This window comes from Aeromonas sp. PS2Canimalfood6, assembly GCF_048276795.1.
Taxonomy (GTDB): domain Bacteria; phylum Pseudomonadota; class Gammaproteobacteria; order Enterobacterales; family Aeromonadaceae; genus Aeromonas; species Aeromonas caviae.
This window is the reverse complement of record NZ_JBLUXC010000041.1, coordinates 24333-41648: the sequence shown is the minus strand read 5'-3', so window position 1 is coordinate 41648 and position 17316 is coordinate 24333. Positions and strand designations below refer to the sequence as shown.

Below are 17316 nucleotides of genomic sequence, written 5' to 3'. Positions count from 1 at the left end.
GTGCTGGAAGGGGTGAACAACAAGATCAAAGTGATAAAGCGTATGGCATATGGATTTAGGGACTCAGAATACTTTTTTCTGAAAATCAAGGCGGCCTTCCCCGGAAAGCCGCGATGAACCTAAAAAAACCGGCACAAGGCCGGTTTTTGACGAACAGGGGAATAACTCAGGGCAAGATGCGGGGGCTCCACTCCAGCCACTCTTTCTCTGCCTTGGCATGAAGCGGATAACGATGGCCCGCCTTGACGGTCGCGCCCATTTCCCGCTCCGGCGTATTGAAGGCAATCCCGCCTGCCAGCAGGCTTTGCACCGTTTCGACCTCGATGGTGCCACCGGTCAGCCCGATATCGGCCTTGACCCCGGAGACATTCCAGAAGCGGCTATTGGCGCGTATCAGATGGGCGTACTGTCCATCCACATTCACATAGATCAGTACCTCACTGCCATCCCGGGCCAGGGTCACGCCGGTGACGCTGCCCACGACCATCTTGCGAAACAGCAGGGGGCTGCCCACGCTGATGCCATCGACGGAGGGGCTCTTGAGGGTCAGGGCAAGACCGGCGGGGCCACTCTGGCTCAAGGGGAAGGTCTCCTTGCCAGCCCCCCGGCCCGGTGTCGCCTCCACAAAGGCCCCCTTGATCAGGGTATCGAGGTGGGCAACCCCCCCCAGCCCGACCTTGGCCTGCACCAGGGCATAGCGTGCCCCGGATTGCAGGAAACGCGCGGCATATTGCTCATTCAGCTCGGCCTTGAAGCTTACCTGGCCCAGGGTCGGGTCCAGTTCCACCTGCTCTACTTTGCCGATGTCCACTCCGCGATAGCGGATGGGGCTGCCAACCCCGAGACCCGGGTTGTGATCCGCCGTGAGCGTGAGGGTACGCACCTGGGAGCTTGCCTGCTCCTTGCTGTCAAAGAGCTGATGACTGCTGCGACCTGTCCCCAGCTTGTCGAATTCGATGGCACCACGCAGCAGGGTGGCGAGGTTCCCCATCTTGACCTGCACGCCATCGAGCCGGATCTTGCCGTCAATGGCGGCCTTCTTCCAGAACTGGGGTTGCTGCTTGAGCAAAGGAGCATAGATGGCATCGATCTCCAGGGTGATGGCCACCCCGCGATCATCGGCATCCAGCGCCTTGACCTTGCCCGCTTCCAGTCCCAGGTAGAGGACGGGGGAGCCCACACCGATACCATCAGCCTGAGCGGCACGCAGCGTCCAGCTGACCGCTTTGGCATGGCGGCTCCCAAGCAGGGCTAGCTCCTGGCTGGGGTAGAGGCGGTCAATCCTGTCACCCTTCGCAGCCTGTACCAGCTTGATGCCCCCCGCCAACCAGGCACTGGCCGGGCTGGTCTCCACCTTGATACCGCTGAGATCCGCCTCCACCTGCAAGGGGGCGGCGCGATAGAAGCGAGCCCGTTGCAGCAGATGGCGATAACGCTCGTTCACCAGCAACTCGACACTGGCATTGCCGCCGGCATCCAGGGTCAGTGCCCCGAGCTGACCTATCTGCAACCCCTTGAACCAGAGCGGAGCCCCTTCGCTCAAACCGGCGAGATCCTCTGCCTGCAGGGTCAGCTTGATGCCGCCGCGCTGTGCCTGGCTCTCCAGGGTCATGGTGTTGACCCGTTTACCGGGTTCATAGTCCAGACGAATGGCGGGCCCGGCCAGCAGGCGATCCGCATGCTTGATCCCGGCAGGGGAGAGAGAGACCGTCTCCCACACCAGACGACTCTTGCCGGTCACCCGGAACGCCTGTTCGGGGTTGATGAGGGCCGTCACGCTCCGCCCCTGCTCGGTCAGACGAATGGGGTCGATGCGTCCAATCTCGATGCCCTCATAGAGGATGGGCATCCCTTCCTTGATGGGCAGAGTCCCAGCCTGGATGGTGATGCGCTCACCCCGGGCGGCCTCGGCCAACCCCTTGTAGAGGATGAAGTTGACCCCCTTTTGCGCCACGGGAGAATCCTTGGGGGAGTCAAACGCAATGCCGCCGCTCAGAATAGAGGTGAGACTGCCCGCTTCCACGCTGACGCCAGCCAGGCTGAAGGAGCCTTTGATGCCGCTGATGTTCCAGAATCGGGTATCCGCCTTGACGAGGTGCTCGAAGCGCGGCTCGATCACCAGATCCAGGATCACGTTCTGGTTCTCTTCCCCAAGACGGGTGTTGATGACACTGCCCACCTCCAGCCCGCGGAAATAGATCTTGGCGCCGATGCCCACCGACCCCAGAGAATCGGCTGTCAGGTGCAGGGTTCGCCCCTGGGCCTGATAACCGGGGGGAGGACCATCCAGGGCATCGAACTCATCCTCCAGCGGGTTGTTCTCCCGTCCGGGTTGCAGGTTGATGTAGTTGCCTGACACCAGGGTGTCCAGGCCGGAGATCTCGGTCAGTGACGCCTTCGGACTCACCAGCCAGAAGTCGGAGCCCTTGCGTATGAGGGAGCGGGCACGGCTGTCCACTTTGGCCAGCACCGCAATCTTGCGACCATCCTGTGCCAGTTCCAGCTCCTGGACCACGCCGATGGCGACCCCCTGATAGCGCAACTGGGTCTTGCCCGGCAAGATACCGTTGCCCTGGGCAAAGTTGATGCGAATGAGTTGACCACTGTTCGTCCACTGCTGGTAGAGAAAGCCTCCCGCCAGCAAGAGGGCGATGAAGGGCAGCAACCAGACCGGTGATAACCAGCGGTGCTTCTCAATGACGGGCTCAGCCCCGACCATACCGACTCCTTACATTGGCTGTGATGCACAGCGCGTTCGACACAAAAAACATTAACGGGCCGCCTTGTCCCACAACAGGCGGGTATCGAGCATCCTGGCCGACATCATGGTGAGGACCACCACGCCGGCGAATGCCGTCGCCCCGGGGCCGGCACGCACGTTGAGCAGCACGCCGCGATCCACCAGAGCCACCATCAGCGAGATGACGAACAGATCCAGCATGGACCAGCGTCCGATGAAATCGATGATGCGGTACATGACGAGCTGGCGTTTGCGGCGCACGGGCTTGCTGCGCTGCAACTGCCAGCAGATCCAGCCAAGACCCAGGATCTTGCCGATGGGCACGATGATGCTAGCCGTCAGTACTATGGTGGCAATGCCGGACATCTTGCTGCGATAGAGCGCCATGATACCGCTGAAAATGGTATCGGACTGCAATAATCCCTTGTTGTAGAAGTGGGTGATGGGCAGCAGGTTTGCAGGCAACAACATGAAGGTGGCCAGCGCCAGCAGGCCCCATGACCAGGCGAGGGAATGGGGAATGCGCATCTGCAAGGGGGTGTGACAACGAGGGCAGCTCATGCCGTGTTGATGGCGCACCAGCAACCCGCAGGTATGGCAGCGGCAAAGCCCCAGTTCACGGGCGCTGATCGGGGACATGGTCCGGCTCCCGGGAGGCGTGTTGCAGCGGAATCCGCTCCCAGTAAGGGGCAGGATCAAAGAGGATCAGCAGCGTCATGTTGAGCAGCATCAGACAACCCAGGCTCAGCAGACCGCCTCCCAGGCGCACGTCGGCGATGTCGATAAGCTTGAACAGGGCGACCAGCAGGCTGACGATGTACACCTCCAGCATGGCCCAGTGGCGAAATACTTCGACCGCTTTGAGGGTCCACGCCAGCAGATGCCAGCGCTTGGCCAGGCCGGAGGCGAGGGCAAAGATCCCGAGCAGCAGCCCTGTCGGCGCCAGCACGGCGCACCAGAGCACCAGTGTTGCCACCCAGAGCTCGCTCTCGGCATACAGCATCATAATTCCCTTGATCAGGTTGGCGTCCGAGTTCACGCCCGCCAGACGAAGATAGATCAAAGGCTCAAAAAACGCGGAAGGCAGCAACAGGAATCCGGTGATGGTCAGTGCCATCAACTGGGAAGGGCGAAAGGCATAGCGCCCATACAGATGCTGATGACAGCGGGGGCAATGGGCGTGACGGCGCAGCGGCAGCAACTTGCGTTCGATCAGCAAGTCACAGGCCGGACAGACAATCACCGAGTGCGGATCCGACATACGATTCAACCTGTTGAAGGAATTGATGAAATTTACCTTAAAACGCCTGCTCTGTCTTGCCGCGCTGCACAGCCCCCTTTGAAAAGACGTGTTTTCCGCTGTGAACTGGCCGCCGCCAGCCAAGCAGGGGCTGGCGATGCATGCCGACATGCTGAGGGTATTTGCAATACTGTATATACGTACATATACTTGCAATCACTATCATCAGGAGGGCGCCGCGATGGCCGTTGAGATCAAGTATGTTGTGGTACGTGGGGGAGTGGAGAAGATGACCTTTGCCAGCAAGAAAGAGGCGGATGCCTATGACAAACTGCTGGACACCGCCGATGAGCTGATGACACTGCTGGCGGGTGCGCCGGTCGCGCTTGCACCGGAGCAGCAGGAGAGTCTGGCCTTTTATCTGGCCGAGCAGCGGGATCAGCTTCAGCAGGTATTGCGCGGTGGAAAAGGGCAGGGGAATTCCCCCAAAGAAGACAAGCAGGATACTGAACTGCCAAAGGGGAAGCCCCTGAAGAGCGTGGCTTGAGACGAAAGGGCGGGGAAGGGGATGTGAGGCAGAACCCGCTCTCTCATTCATGAAAAGTGCAACTTAAGTCATTATCACGACTATTTTCCCCGAGAACTTTCCAACCACACCGCATATTTATTGAATATGCTGATTGCTCGTCATCATGGGGTATCACAGCAAGATGCCTCAGGTCGTTGCCCCCAAGGCGCACTGCAAGCCCTGATGCCGATAACCCCATTTATCGGCATCAGGGGGGCGGCCCCGTTCAAAACATTCAACCGACATCACACACCATCATGACTCATCCAGCACTTCCACCCGCCATGCCGCTGTTCGATAGCGTGGACCACCTTGAGGCGGGCAATCCCCAGGTCAACCAGTACCTCGCCACCCTGAGTCTTGGCAAGGTCCCCGACGCGGGGATCGTGTATGAGCTGGCCGTCGACTGGCTGCTGGAGCAGCGCCACAGCGAAAACAACTACAAGACCTATCGCAGTGAGCTGACCACTTTTTTGCACTGGTGTTTTTGCGAGGTGGCCATCAGCCCCAGGGATCTCACCAGGCGCATCATGATGCGCTATCTCGACTATTGCCAGGCGCCACCGTCCGGACTGATTGCCTATCGCAACGTCGCCCAGTTCGTGCTCGACAAGGAGTGGGGGGAACGGTTGCCAAACCCCCTGTGGCGTCCGTTTCTTGGCAAGCGGGAACTGGGCCGGGAGCTGCCGTATCGACTGAGTGAGCAGGCGATGAAGACAAAACTCGCCATTTTGTCCGCCTTCTTCCAGTTTCTCATCCAGGAGGAGTACATGGATCGCAATCCGGCTCTCCTGCTGCAGCGGGTTAAACGTGCGGGCCCCCAGGAGGCTGGTGAAGACGCGCAATCCTTCACCGAACTGCAATGGTCCTATGTGATGCAAGCCGCCGAACAGCTCGCTGCCGAATGCCCGGCACAACATGAGCGCAGCCGCTTTCTCATCTGTCTGATGTATGCCTGTTATCTGCGGATTTCCGAGGTGGCGGCCAGGCCGGGTTTCAGCCCCGTCATGGGCCAGTTTCGACGTGACGCCAAAACGGGCGTCTGGGGTTATGACATTCCCCGCAGCAAAGGCGGTAAACGTCGCACCGTGGCCGTTTCTCAGGCTCTGCTCGAAGCCCTGGCTCGCTATCGTACCTTTCTTGGACTTTCGCCACTGCCGGCCCCCGGGGAGCAGACCCCGCTGTTCGTACGCCACAAGGCGGCGGCCCATGGCCGCGAACAAGGCGAACTCAATGCCAATCTGGGTATCCGCCAGCTACGGGACTTGGTAATGGCGGTATTTGAACAGGCCGCAAGCCTCGCCGAACAAGACGGTTTTGATCAGGATGCCGCTGAAATGCGAACCCTGACGCCGCACTCCATTCGCCATACCGGTATCACCCATGACATCAATCTGCACGGCCGGCCTTTATCCCACGTACAAGCCGATGCGGGACATGACAGCATCGACACCACCTCCAAGTACCTGCACACCGGCAACCGGGAACGTCACGAGAGTGCCAGCCGCAAGCCGCTGGACCACTTGCTCGACCAGGACCGTACATATGATTGATAACCAGTGGTGAACAATAAAACTGCACTCATAACCAAGACGCGGGACCTAAAGACAATCCTTGATTGACCATGCCCTGGGACTCATAAATCCGACACTGCGCATAATGTATATTATGTTAAATGAAATATCTTGGTATTCTGTCACCCTCAACCGAACTGTGTATAATGGTGGCAATTGATCCTATCCCCGACCGGATGTCTTAAGTGGCTGAATTAACATCAGAACAATTAAAACCCGCTTTCTCGATTGAGCAGTTCCCCACACTTGGCGAACTCGACCCCATTCCGTTTGCCGCCCTGCAACCCAGAGCGATTTCGGGTATCAAACGGCTGGCCAGTTTTGATGGTGACTGCCCGGTCATGATCCTCAACGGTTTCCCCGGTGCAGATTACGAGAATGTCTGCCAGACCCTGATCGCCTCTTCGAATGGCAAGGATGGCGACCTGTTCGATCTCTGTTATACCGAGAATCTCAACAACCCTTTCAAGCCCATCTGGCTGCGCCTGCAACCGGGCTCGGGTTTCGAGTTCTGCGAGATGGTCGGTGAGCTGCTCAAGCTGATGAGCCACCATCTCGACGCCGAGCGGCTGGTCACCCGGATCATCCGCAAACAGAACAACGACCCCAAGATCGTGGATTTCCTCTCCGATCTGGCCGCCCATGTCGCCCAGGGCCTCGAGTTCCAGCACCCGGTGCTCATCAACCTGCTGATCCATCATGAGGATCAGCAAGCCCCTGTCGTCTACGGCCGTGACCTGAACTGGGATACCTTGTTCGGTTCCATCAACTATCAGACGGAACAAGGCTCCGTTTACGCCAACCAGCACCTTTTGGAACCTGGTCTGCTGCGGGAAGCCAACGGTGGTTACCTGATACTTCAGCTCGATGAGCTGCTGGATCAGCCTCATCTCTGGTTAAAGCTCAAAAACGCCATGCAAAAAGGCGAGCTGGACTGGAATGCCTATCAGGAAGGCAAGACGCTGACACCGTTCTTCACCCCGGAAGCGACCCCCATCCGGTTCAAGTTGATCCTGGTCGGTGACAGGCTGGACGTGGCGGAATTCCAGATGCTGGACAGGGACATGGCGGAGCGCATCTTCCTGCGTGCCGATCTGGTCTCCGAAGTGAACATCGAGGAAGATCTCCCCGCCTTCCTGCAATATCTCGCCTGGCTGCGAGCGCGCTGGGCGCTGCTGGATTTCACCCCAAGTGCCCTCCTCGCCCTCTGTCGCCATGCCAGCCGCCTGTGTGACCACCAGGAGTGGCTATCCCTCTCCGAGGTACAGCTCGGCGCCATCATGCGCATGGCCGACAGCCTGGCCCGCGAGCTGGAAGCGAGCTGCGTCACTGACGAACATATCCTGCTCGCCCTGGAAGAGCAGGATTACCGCCTCAACTATCTGGTGGAGCAATCGGATCAGGGTGTTATCGACGGCCAGATCCTGCTGCAGACCGACGGTGAAGAGGTTGGCCAGATCAACGGCCTTTCCGTCATCCAGGTGGCCGGCCATCCCTATGACTTCGGGGAGCCGGTACGCCTCACCGCGACCGTCCACCTCGGGGATGGCGATGTGGCTGACATCGAGCGCAAGGCGGAGCTCGCCGGGCACATTCACGCCAAAGCCATGATGATCATCCACGGTTACCTCTCCAACAAGTTCGGCGCAGAGAACCCCTCGCCGCTCTCGGCTAACCTGGTGTTCGAGCAGTCATACCACGAGATCGATGGTGACAGCGCTTCCCTGACCGGCCTGTGTGCCCTGCTCTCTGCCCTCGCCCGCCAGCCCATCTACCAGCACTTCGCTGTGACCGGTGCGGTCGACCAGTTCGGCAATGTGCAGGCCGTTGGCGGCGTGAACGAGAAGATTGAGGGCTTCTTCCGGGTGTGCAAGATCCACGGCCTCACCGGCAAGCAAGGCATTCTGCTGCCCGGCACCAACGCCCAGCAGCTCAACCTCTCTGATGAAGTGATCGCGGCAGTAGAGGCTGGCCAGTTCCACATCCACCCGGTGGATCACGTGGAAGAGGCAATCGAGCTGCTCACCGGCTGCGTCGCTGGCGAACCGGACATGCCGGATACCCTGTTTGGTCGCATCCAGGAGAGACTGGACGAACTCAATGGCACGGCAACCAAGAGTGGCGGCCTGCTGCGCAGCCTGCTGGATCGGCTGCTTGGCCGTTAAATGAAGTGATCGGAGTTGTTTAGCGAACATCTGTAAGCTAAATTGGCCCGGCTTTGACCCATATGAAGGATAAACAGCGTGACCCTAGATAACGACACCACTGATCCCCGCCTCTCCCTGTGCGAACAAGGCAAAGAGTCCTTTACCCGTGAAGAGCTGCTTGCCTGCAGCCGTGGCGAATTATTTGGTGAAGGTAACAGCCAGCTGCCCGCCCCCAACATGCTGATGATGGATCGCATCGTCAAGATCAACGACCATGGCGGCGAGCACGGCAAGGGTGAAATCCTGGCTGAACTCGATATCACGCCGGATCTCTGGTTCTTCGACTGCCACTTCCCCGGCGATCCCGTCATGCCCGGCTGCCTGGGCCTGGATGCCATGTGGCAACTGGTCGGCTTCTTCCTGGGCTGGAAAGGGGGTCCTGGCAAAGGACGTGCGCTGGGTGTCGGTGAAGTCAAGTTCACCGGCCAGATCCTGCCGACGGCCAAGAAGGTCACCTACAAGATCACCTTCAAGCGCGTCATCAACCGCAAACTGGTCATGGGCATTGCCGATGGCGTCGTGGAAGTGGATGGTCGCCCCATCTACAGCGCCACCGATCTGAAAGTGGGCCTGTTCAAAGACACCACCGCATTCTGATCCTGCTCCTGGGTGAGCAGAGACAACGTAAAGGGGCCACAATGGCCCCTTTCCTTTTGTAATGAGTGATGAAGTATCGGTTACTTCATGAAGAGGCCTGAGCCTCGCCCTTCCATGGCATCGCGCCAACCACCAAGCCAATGGCCCCTGGCATCCAGGCACTGGTACGGACACGCTTCTTTCTGTTTGCCGACCACGCCAGCCTGATAACCACGAGCACGAGCTCTTTCCAGACGGTCCCGTTTTTGTCTCTTCATCATCTACGACCCTCTTCCGTGGAACAAAAAAAGCGACCAATTTTTCATCGGTCGCTTTCATCTTTACCCCAGGGGGTTGGCAGGGTCAAACAAAAAATTTCATGCTATCCGCTCATTGTGACACAAGACACTGAACCGCATTAATTTTTAGTGACACAACTTTTTAGCGCTGGAAACGGCGCAGCCAGGCGAATGGCAGGGCCAGCAGAGTCAACCAGAACAGGCTGCCACCACCGCTGCCACCATCCTGACCGGTCTGGTTGTTGACCGGTGCGTTGGCGACCACATAACCGGCCGGATCGTTGTTCTTGTAGTCGGTCACGACCGGTGCCAGCTTGACGCTGACCACGGTAGCGTTGGTGCGGTTGTTCAGATCGCTCTCGCTGTTGTAGCGATAGGCGGTCGCGGCCACAGTCCCATTCTCGCTGATGCCGCTGGCATAAGCGATGTGATAGTAGTAACCGTTCTGGGCACACTGCTTGGCACCCGCATCATCCAGACCACAGATGAGATCGTTCAGGTACCAGTTGTTGCCGGTCGCCGCGTTGAGCAGGAAGCCTTCCTGCATGCGGTTGGTGCCGTTGACCACGGGTTGGGTCTGATGGCGGGAATCACGCCAGCCAACCACCATGTTGTGGTTGTTGATGGCGGCCGCTTCCGAGCCGGAGCCGCTGAGCGGCTTGTCCTGCAGGGAGACCACGGCGTTGGTGGTCGGCGTGTTCAGGTTGAACACGAACATCTCCACCGGGCGGTTCTGGCCCTTGTTGATACGATAGAGCTGGTTGCCGACCACATAACCGTTGTCGTTGACCCCCACGGCCCAGCTGTGTTGCAGCTTGGCGTCATCCTTGCCGGGCTCGCCTTCTGCCAGCGGGATGATCTGGGTGGTGCCCACCTTGCTGCCATCCAGATCCAGTGTCCAGTAGGCGGCCAAGTTGCGGCCATCCAGGTAGTTGGTGCCGATCTCGCCGGTGGAGGAGTACCCTACCCCATACAGTGTGCCGTTAAATTTGCCCACGCCGAGCGCGGAAGCGGTCTGCACCACTTCGTTGCGGCCCCGGGCATACTCGTTGGCCTGCAGCAACTTGTTGAAGGTACCGGTACTGTTGACCAGCCAGAAGCTCGCCTGGGTGTTGAGGCCCGGGCAGTAGCGGTAGTCACCGTACTGGCCGTCGTTACCGGCAAAGCACCAGTTGTAGGTTTCGGAGTTGACGGCGATGTTCTTGCCGGTGGCAGCGGTACCGGTCACCAGATACTGGCCGTTGTCCAGCTTCTTGATGCTGGTCGGCACACTTAGGCTGTGAGTACCGGCGCCATCTTTCAGCTCGACGGGGTTGCCCTCCTCAACCACGGCAAAGGCGGTACGCACCTTGCCACTCATCTTGTAGCCCGCCCGGGTGCCGGGTACATCACCCAGCGCGGTCACCAGGCCGTCGGTCTCGCCCAACTGCACATAGCCTACGTTGTTGCGCTGATCGACACCGTCGAGGAAGTCACGACGCCACTGGTAGGCGAAGTTGCTGTTGTCGTTCCAGAAGGAGTTGCAGACCGAGTTGGAGAGCATGCAACCCTGCTCGAAGCGGAAGCGGTCAACCAGGAAGTCGGCAAACCGCACGGTGGAGAAGTATTCCGCCATGTTGTTCTTGGTGTTGAGCCCGATGAGGCCGTTGGCATCGCCGCTGATCCCGCTGGCATAGCCTTTGACTTCGTCATCAACGATGGTGAAAAAGGAGCTTTGTGCCGCCTGCGCGTTGAGGCTGGCGCCGACCAGGATGGCCAGCATGGATAATTGCTTTTTCATCTACTTCCTTAGTCTTGATGTTTCAACGCTTCCAACTCCTCCCAACGGGAGAAGGCGTGTTCCAATGCGGCCTCTGCCGCATTCAATGCATCCAGTTTGGGCTGGGTCTGCTCTGCTGGCAGAGAGAAGAAACCGGGGTGGTTAATCTCGGCCTGCAGGGCATCGAGTTCCATTTCCAACTGTTCCAGCCGGGCTGGCAGATTATCCAGCTCCAGTTGCAACTTGTAAGAGAGTTTTCGTGTTTTTTTCGCAGGCTCCGCTGCCGACGCGACAGACTCTGCCACCTTGACCGGGGCCGGCTTGGCCGTCTGTTGGGCTGCCTGCAGGGCTCGTGTGGCCATCATGTCGGCATAGCCCCCGACATAATCGCTGATCCGACCATCCCCTTCAAACAGCCAGCAGCCGGTCACGGTATTGTCGATAAAACGGCGATCGTGGCTGACCAGCAGCAGGGTCCCCGGGTAATCGGTGAGCAGCTCTTCCAGCAATTCCAGCGTTTCGACATCCAGGTCGTTGGTTGGTTCATCCAGAATCAACAAGTTACTGGGCTTGAGGAAGAGTTTGGCCAACAGTAGACGGTTTTTCTCGCCCCCTGACAAGGCCTTGACCGGGGTGCGCGCCCGCTTGGGCTCGAACAGGAAGTCCTGCAGATAGCCGAGGATGTGACGGGAGCGGCCGCGAACCATCACCTCCTGCTTGCCCTCCCCCACGTTGTCCACCACCGTCTTCTCGGGATCGAGCTGCTCACGGTATTGATCGAAGTAGGCCACTTCCAGGTTGGTCCCCTGGCGCACCGAGCCACGGCTCGCCTCGAGCTGGCCCATCAGCAGCTTGATCAGGGTCGACTTGCCGCAGCCGTTGGGGCCCACCAGAGCAATCTTGTCCCCGCGCAGCACCTGCAGATCCAGTCCCTGGAACAGGGTGCGATCACCAAAGTCCAGCCCCAGCCCCTCGGTCTCGAACACCAGCTTGCCGGAGCGGCCCGCCTCGTCCAGTTGCAGCTTGGCCTTGCCCTGCAGCTCCCGGCGCTGGGTGCGCGCCATGCGCATCGCCTTGAGGGCCCGCACCCGTCCCTCGTTGCGGGTACGACGCGCCTTGATCCCCTGGCGCACCCATACCTCTTCCTGGGCCAGTTTGCGGTCGAACTCGGCGTTTTTCAGCTCCTCGACCCGCAGCCACTCCTCCTTGCCTTGCAGATATTCGTCGTAGTTGCCGGGCCAGGAGGTGATCACGCCGCGATCGAGATCGATGATCCGGGTCGCCAGCTTGTGGATGAACTCCCGGTCGTGGGAGATGAAGACGATGGCGCCGCGAAAGTCCTTGAGGAACTCTTCCAGCCAGTTGATGGCATCGATGTCCAGGTGGTTGGTCGGCTCGTCCAGCAGCAACAGATCCGGATCACACGCCAGGGCGCGGGCCAGAGCCACCTTGCGCAGCCAGCCGCCAGACAGACTGTCGAGCGTCACATCAGGGTCGAGATCGAGCAGGGTCAGCACCTGATTGATGCGGGTCTCGTACTGCCAGCCGTTCTGATAGTCGAGCTGCTCCTGCAACTGGCTCATGGTGCGAATGTTGGCATCGGAAGGGTCGTGCGCCAGGGCGTGGGAGACATGGTGGTACTGCTTGAGCAGCTCCCCTACCCCGGCCAGCCCTTCTGCGGCGTAATCGAACACGGTGATCTCGCTCGAGGCGGGCGGATCCTGCTCGAGGCGGGTCACTTTCAAATCTTGTTGCAACACCAGACGGCCGTCGTCCAGCGGCAGTTCGCTGGCAATCACCTTCATCAGGGTAGACTTGCCCGCCCCGTTGCGACCCACCAGACAGAGGCGCTCGCCCCGCTCTATGGTGAGCTCGGCATGGTCGAGCAGCGGAAAATCACTGAACGACAGGGACGCGCCGTGCAATGTCAAAAGAGCCATGTTTGTTCCTTGTTGCTTATGAAAAAACGGGCGGCAGCGTGAGTCTGCCCCCGTTTTATCGTCAAATCCTGCTCACCCCTGTGCCAGCCAGCCTTGCAGCTCTCCCAGGGTGAAAGGCCAGCCCAGCTCCCGGCCGGCACTGTCTTGCAGCACCGGGATGCGCACCCGGTAAGCCTCGAGCCAGGCCTCCTCCTCCAGGATGTCGCAGCGGCGGGTCTGCGCGGCCATCCCGGCCTGTTCCACCAGCGCCCACGCCTGTTCGCACAGGTGGCAGCCGTCGGTATGAAACAGGGTCAGCATCAGCCTTGTGCCTCGGCGTGGGTGATGATCCAGCAGTTGTGGATATGCTGGTTGCGCTCGAAGTCCTTGGGCCGGGTCTTGTTCGTGATGTTCTGCGCCTTGAGACCAATGGCGTCAAGGCCGGCCAAGTCCATCTTGAAGTGGCGCTTGTTGTTGGAGAAGACCAGGGTGCCGTCCGCCGCGAGCAGGCGCTTGAGGTGCTGCATCAACAGCAGGTGATCCCGCTGCACGTCGAAGCTCTCGTCCATCCGCTTGGAGTTGGAGAAGGTGGGCGGATCGATGAAGATGAGGTCGTACTGCTCGTCGGCTTCCGACAACCACTTCAGGCAGTCCGCCTGCACGAACTTGTGCTCGCGGCCCACCAGCGAGTTGAGGCGCATGTTGTCCTGGGCCCAGTTGAGGTAGGTGCGCGACATGTCCACCGTGGTGGTTTCGCGGGCGCCGCCGAGCCCCGCGTGCACGGTGGCACTGCCGGTGTAGGCAAAGAGGTTCAGGAAGCGCTTGCCCCGAGCCATCTGGCCCAGCATGCGGCGGGTCTGGCGGTGGTCGAGGAAGAGGCCGGTGTCCAGATAGTCGTAGAGGTTGACCCAGAGGCGTGCACCGTACTCCTGCACCTCCATCCGGTGCTGCTCTTCGGAGAGCTTCTGGTACTGCTGTTTGCCTTCCTGGCGCTCGCGCACCTTCAGGATCACCTTCTCGCCGTCCATGCCGGTCACCTTGATGGCGGCCTGCACCATGTCCAGCAGACGCTGGCGGGTCTTCTGGGCGGGAATGTCCTTGGGCGCCGCGTACTCCTGTACCACCAGATAATCCTGATAGCGGTCGATGGCAGCGTTGTACTCCGGCAAGTCCGCGTCATAGAGGCGGTAGCAATCGAGGTTCTCCTTGCTCGCCCATTTCTCGAGGGTCTTCAGATTCTTGCGCAGACGGTTGGCAAAGTCCTGGGCCACCTCTTTCTGGGAAGCAACGGCATCGAGGGCGATCTGATAGTTGCGCAGCTGGCACTCGAGGGCGCCGTTGAACAGGCGATACTGCTTGTCGGCACGCAAGCGCAGGCAGCTCAGGAGTTCGGGAGAGGCGGAGAGAATGGTGACCTTCCACCCCTGGAAGCCGCGGCGCAGGGCATCGCCAAGGGCCTGATGCACTTCCAGCAACGCCGGGAACTCCCCAAGACGCTCGCCATAGGGCGGGTTGGAGATGAGCATGCCGACCTGACGGCTCTCTCCTTCCACAGCCGGCATCGGCAGCGGATTTTCCAGCTTGGTGACATCGGCCTGCTTGAAGGTAATGAGATGGGCCACGCCGGCGGCCTTGGCGTTGTCACGGGCCTTCATCAGGACCCGGGTATCCGCATCGCAACCGAACAGCTTCACCTCGCAGCGCTGCATGCCGCGCTTGGCACGCACCTGGGCTTCCATCATCAGACTCTGCCACAGTTCACCATCGTGTTGCAGCCAGCGATCGAAACCGAAGCGCTCACGGCGCAGCGCAGGCGCCATGTCGGCAGCGATGAAGGCCGCTTCAATCAGCAGGGTACCGGAGCCGCACATGGGGTCCATCATGGGCTCGCCAGCCCAGCCGCTGCGGGCAATCATGGCCGCAGCCAGGTTCTCTTTGAGGGGCGCCTCGCCGGTGCCCTGGCGATAGAAGCGCTGGTGCAGCGCCGGGCCTGACAAGTCCAGCGTGATATTGGCCTTGCCTTTGCCAAGGTGCGCCATGATGCGAATGTCCGGGGACTTCTTGTCCACATCCGGGCGCACATGACTGCGCTTGGTGAAGCGATCGACGATGGCGTCCTTGATCTTCAGGGCGCCGTACTGGGTATTGCGAATGGAGGCGTTGGTACCGGTAAAGTCCACCGCGATGGTGGCGGTACCGGAGAAGTGCTCCTCCCAGGGAATGGTATGAGCTCCGAGGTAGAGGTCCAGATCGTCGTTCATCTGGAACTCGGAGAGCACCAGCACGATACGGGAGGCAAAGCGGCTCCACAGACAGGCCTTGTAGCCGATGGCCAGTTCGCCCTTGAAGTGGACGCCGGCCACGGTCTCACGGACCTGCTCTGCACCCAGATTGGTCAGCTCGACGGCCAGCAGGTTTTCCAGCCCTTTGGGGCAGGTTGCAAAAAATTCTTTCATCACGCTCACGGGGATGCCATAAAAATAGTGCCGCATTATACCTTATCGGCCCGCGCTCGGCACTCGAACCTTGGACAAAGGCGCCATATAAACGGCAAGAGGCGCGGCAGACTCTCCCCTCCCCCTTGCGGGCGACAGGATCCCGCTCTTGGCTGGCAGTTGTCTACCATCACATTCGTAAAGAATTCGAAAATCTTGCCCGGACCAGGCAGAAAATGGTCGTGACGACCAGACGAAGGAAAAAGACAAATAATGGAACAAGAGAGAGACTGAGCGCTTAAATATCAGACCAATATAGCAGGCCTATAACGGACTTATTCGTCGCCATATAACGGCCCCGTCGTCAGCCCACTTCCCGATATTGTGTCTGTGCCCGAACTCTGGCTTGCATCCGGTTATTCATCACCTTGATCACGGCAAAGCGCGGCAGCGTCTTGCTGTTGGTCAGCACCAGCTCGTCGGTCAGGTTCAGGCAAACACTCGCCTGATCGCCGGCTTCGATGACCATGAATTCCCCCCTACCGTGGGGCGTATCCATCCACACCAGGGATCCCATATCCGGAATAACATGGGCCTGCTGTTCATGAAAGAACCAGCTTTGCGGCATCAGGGGTTTATAAAAACGGCTGACGGCGATGGCATTGAGGACCAGCTGGACCTGGTGGGGCGTACTCCAGTCGAGTTCAGCGGCCTTGTCCATCAACTGGTAATAGAGGGCGGCATCATCCACGCAAAAAGGCTGGGTGGTGAAAGAACAGGGAACAAGTTGCCGACCTTTATATTCGGTGGCAAATATCATGCGATCGGACAAATCCAGCATCAGGCGATCATCCTGAGCGTCATAATGCCACTGCCAATTGTCATTGGGTTGAATACACATGGTGGTGCCCTTATCTAAGCCGTCCCTCGACTTTATTCCATGTCGAGAATTTGAGCAACGTTAAATAAGGGCAACCGGTTATTTTTTAAATATGGGTAACGATATCTTTGACCAGACTCGGCCCTTTATAAATAAAGCCGCTGTAAATCTGGACAAGACTGGCACCCGCCGCCAGTTTTTCCCGAGCCGCCATGGCGCTGTCGATACCACCCACACCGATAATGGGCAGGGCGCCGTCGAGGGCCTTGGCCAGGTGGCGGATCACCTCGGTGCTCTTGTGCTGGAGCGGACGACCGCTAAGCCCGCCAGCCTCTGCGGCATGGGGCATGTCATATATCATCTCCCGCTCCAGAGTGGTATTGGTGGCGATGACACCATCAATACGGTTCTTGATCAAAGAGGCGGCTACCTGATCTATTTCATCGAGTGACAGATCCGGGGCAATTTTCACGGCCAGCGGCACATACTTTTTATATTTCTCGGCCAGCTCCTGTTGACGCTGTTTCAATGCGGCCAGCAGTTCATCCAGTGCATCGCCATATTGCAATTGACGCAGACCCGGGGTGTTTGGTGAGGAAATATTGACCGCAATATAACCGGCATGGTCATACACCTTGTCCATGCAGAGAAGGTAATCATCCTTGCCCTGCTCGATGGGGGTGTCCTTGTTCTTGCCGATATTGATGCCGATCACCCCCTGATATTTGGCCTCTTTCACCTTGGCCACCAGGTGATCGACTCCCTTGTTGTTGAATCCCATGCGATTGATGATCCCTTCGGCCGGGATCACCCGGAAGAGACGAGGCTTGTCATTGCCGCTCTGGGGTCTGGGGGTCACGGTACCGACCTCGATGAAACCGAACCCCATGGCGCCGAAGGCATCGATGCACTCCCCGTCTTTATCCAGACCGGCGGCCAACCCCACCGGATTGGCAAAATTAAGCCCCATGACGGTGACGGGGCGTTTGGGCAGAGAGTGGCGGAAGAAACAATCAAGCGGGGTACCGAGAAGGCGGGGCAAATATTTGATGGAGAGATCGTGAGCCTGCTCCGGATTGAGTTTGAACAGGAAATGCCTGGCGAGTGGGTACAGCATGC

The 17316-nt window shown here is 59.2% G+C and carries 15 protein-coding genes; 5 read left to right on the top strand and 10 right to left on the bottom strand.

The genetic code is table 11. From position 1 onward, the window contains the following. The coding region (locus tag ACNPAA_RS15525) for a transposase (protein WP_146054411.1) at positions 1-117 on the top strand (117 nt) is incomplete at its 5' end. A 49-nt stretch (positions 118-166) separates the two neighbouring features. On the opposite strand, the gene ACNPAA_RS15520 is transcribed toward ACNPAA_RS15525, so the two are convergent. From ACNPAA_RS15520 to ACNPAA_RS15510, 3 genes are read right to left on the bottom strand one after another with little or no spacing between them, the layout of a single operon-like run. Further along, the gene (locus ACNPAA_RS15520) at positions 167-2719 is read right to left on the bottom strand and encodes an MlaD family protein (RefSeq protein ID WP_417891853.1); all 2553 of its coding nucleotides are present in this window, start codon (positions 2717-2719) and stop codon (positions 167-169) included. A gap of 51 nt (positions 2720-2770) precedes the next feature. Further along, positions 2771-3379 carry a paraquat-inducible protein A gene (locus ACNPAA_RS15515; RefSeq protein WP_010674753.1) on the bottom strand — a complete coding sequence of 203 codons (609 nt, stop codon included), beginning with the start codon at positions 3377-3379 and terminating at the stop codon, positions 2771-2773. Continuing rightward, positions 3357-4001: a paraquat-inducible protein A gene (locus ACNPAA_RS15510; protein ID WP_010674754.1), complete on the bottom strand. Its 645-nt coding sequence runs from the start codon at positions 3999-4001 to the stop codon at positions 3357-3359. The genes ACNPAA_RS15515 and ACNPAA_RS15510 overlap by 23 nt, the downstream gene beginning before the upstream one ends. 220 nt (positions 4002-4221) lie before the next feature. On the opposite strand from ACNPAA_RS15510, the gene ACNPAA_RS15505 reads away from it, so the two are divergent. The 4 genes from ACNPAA_RS15505 to fabA all read left to right on the top strand — a co-directional run bounded on the left by ACNPAA_RS15505 (position 4222) and on the right by fabA (position 8926). Then, on the top strand, positions 4222-4527 hold the full coding sequence (locus ACNPAA_RS15505) for a YebG family protein (RefSeq protein WP_128271377.1): 306 nt from the start codon (positions 4222-4224) through the stop codon (positions 4525-4527). Between the two features lie 278 nt (positions 4528-4805). Beyond that, positions 4806-6101, top strand: a complete 1296-nt coding sequence (locus ACNPAA_RS15500; RefSeq protein ID WP_048207700.1) for a tyrosine-type recombinase/integrase — start codon at positions 4806-4808, stop codon at positions 6099-6101. A 206-nt stretch (positions 6102-6307) separates the two neighbouring features. Beyond that, positions 6308-8287, top strand: coding sequence for a Lon protease family protein (locus ACNPAA_RS15495; protein ID WP_201871457.1), 1980 nt, complete (start codon positions 6308-6310; stop codon positions 8285-8287). A gap of 78 nt (positions 8288-8365) precedes the next feature. Then, positions 8366-8926 (top strand): 3-hydroxyacyl-[acyl-carrier-protein] dehydratase FabA, encoded by a 561-nt coding sequence (gene fabA, locus ACNPAA_RS15490; RefSeq protein ID WP_010674758.1) that lies wholly within the window; start codon positions 8366-8368, stop codon positions 8924-8926. Positions 8927-9006: 80 nt separating this feature from the next. On the opposite strand, the gene rmf is transcribed toward fabA, so the two are convergent. The 7 genes from rmf to pyrD all read right to left on the bottom strand — a co-directional run bounded on the left by rmf (position 9007) and on the right by pyrD (position 17314). Beyond that, entirely contained in the window at positions 9007-9186 is a 180-nt protein-coding gene (gene rmf / locus ACNPAA_RS15485) for a ribosome modulation factor (RefSeq protein WP_005315693.1), read from the bottom strand. 160 nt (positions 9187-9346) lie between these two features. Next, positions 9347-10984, bottom strand: a complete 1638-nt coding sequence (locus ACNPAA_RS15480; RefSeq protein WP_201871456.1) for a DUF3466 family protein — start codon at positions 10982-10984, stop codon at positions 9347-9349. Positions 10985-10992: 8 nt separating this feature from the next. Then, positions 10993-12903 (bottom strand): ABC transporter ATP-binding protein, encoded by a 1911-nt coding sequence (locus ACNPAA_RS15475; RefSeq protein WP_417891852.1) that lies wholly within the window; start codon positions 12901-12903, stop codon positions 10993-10995. A 72-nt stretch (positions 12904-12975) separates the two neighbouring features. Further along, the gene (locus ACNPAA_RS15470) at positions 12976-13203 is read right to left on the bottom strand and encodes a glutaredoxin family protein (RefSeq protein ID WP_039040794.1); all 228 of its coding nucleotides are present in this window, start codon (positions 13201-13203) and stop codon (positions 12976-12978) included. Continuing rightward, the gene (gene rlmKL / locus ACNPAA_RS15465; protein ID WP_279955896.1) at positions 13203-15374 is read right to left on the bottom strand and encodes a bifunctional 23S rRNA (guanine(2069)-N(7))-methyltransferase RlmK/23S rRNA (guanine(2445)-N(2))-methyltransferase RlmL; all 2172 of its coding nucleotides are present in this window, start codon (positions 15372-15374) and stop codon (positions 13203-13205) included. Before rlmKL ends, ACNPAA_RS15470 begins: the two co-directional genes overlap by 1 nt. Positions 15375-15681: 307 nt before the next feature. Beyond that, positions 15682-16218 (bottom strand): cell division protein ZapC, encoded by a 537-nt coding sequence (locus ACNPAA_RS15460; protein WP_029314546.1) that lies wholly within the window; start codon positions 16216-16218, stop codon positions 15682-15684. Positions 16219-16303: 85 nt separating this feature from the next. Continuing rightward, positions 16304-17314, bottom strand: coding sequence for a quinone-dependent dihydroorotate dehydrogenase (gene pyrD, locus ACNPAA_RS15455; RefSeq protein ID WP_043152728.1), 1011 nt, complete (start codon positions 17312-17314; stop codon positions 16304-16306). Positions 17315-17316 lie beyond the last annotated feature (2 nt).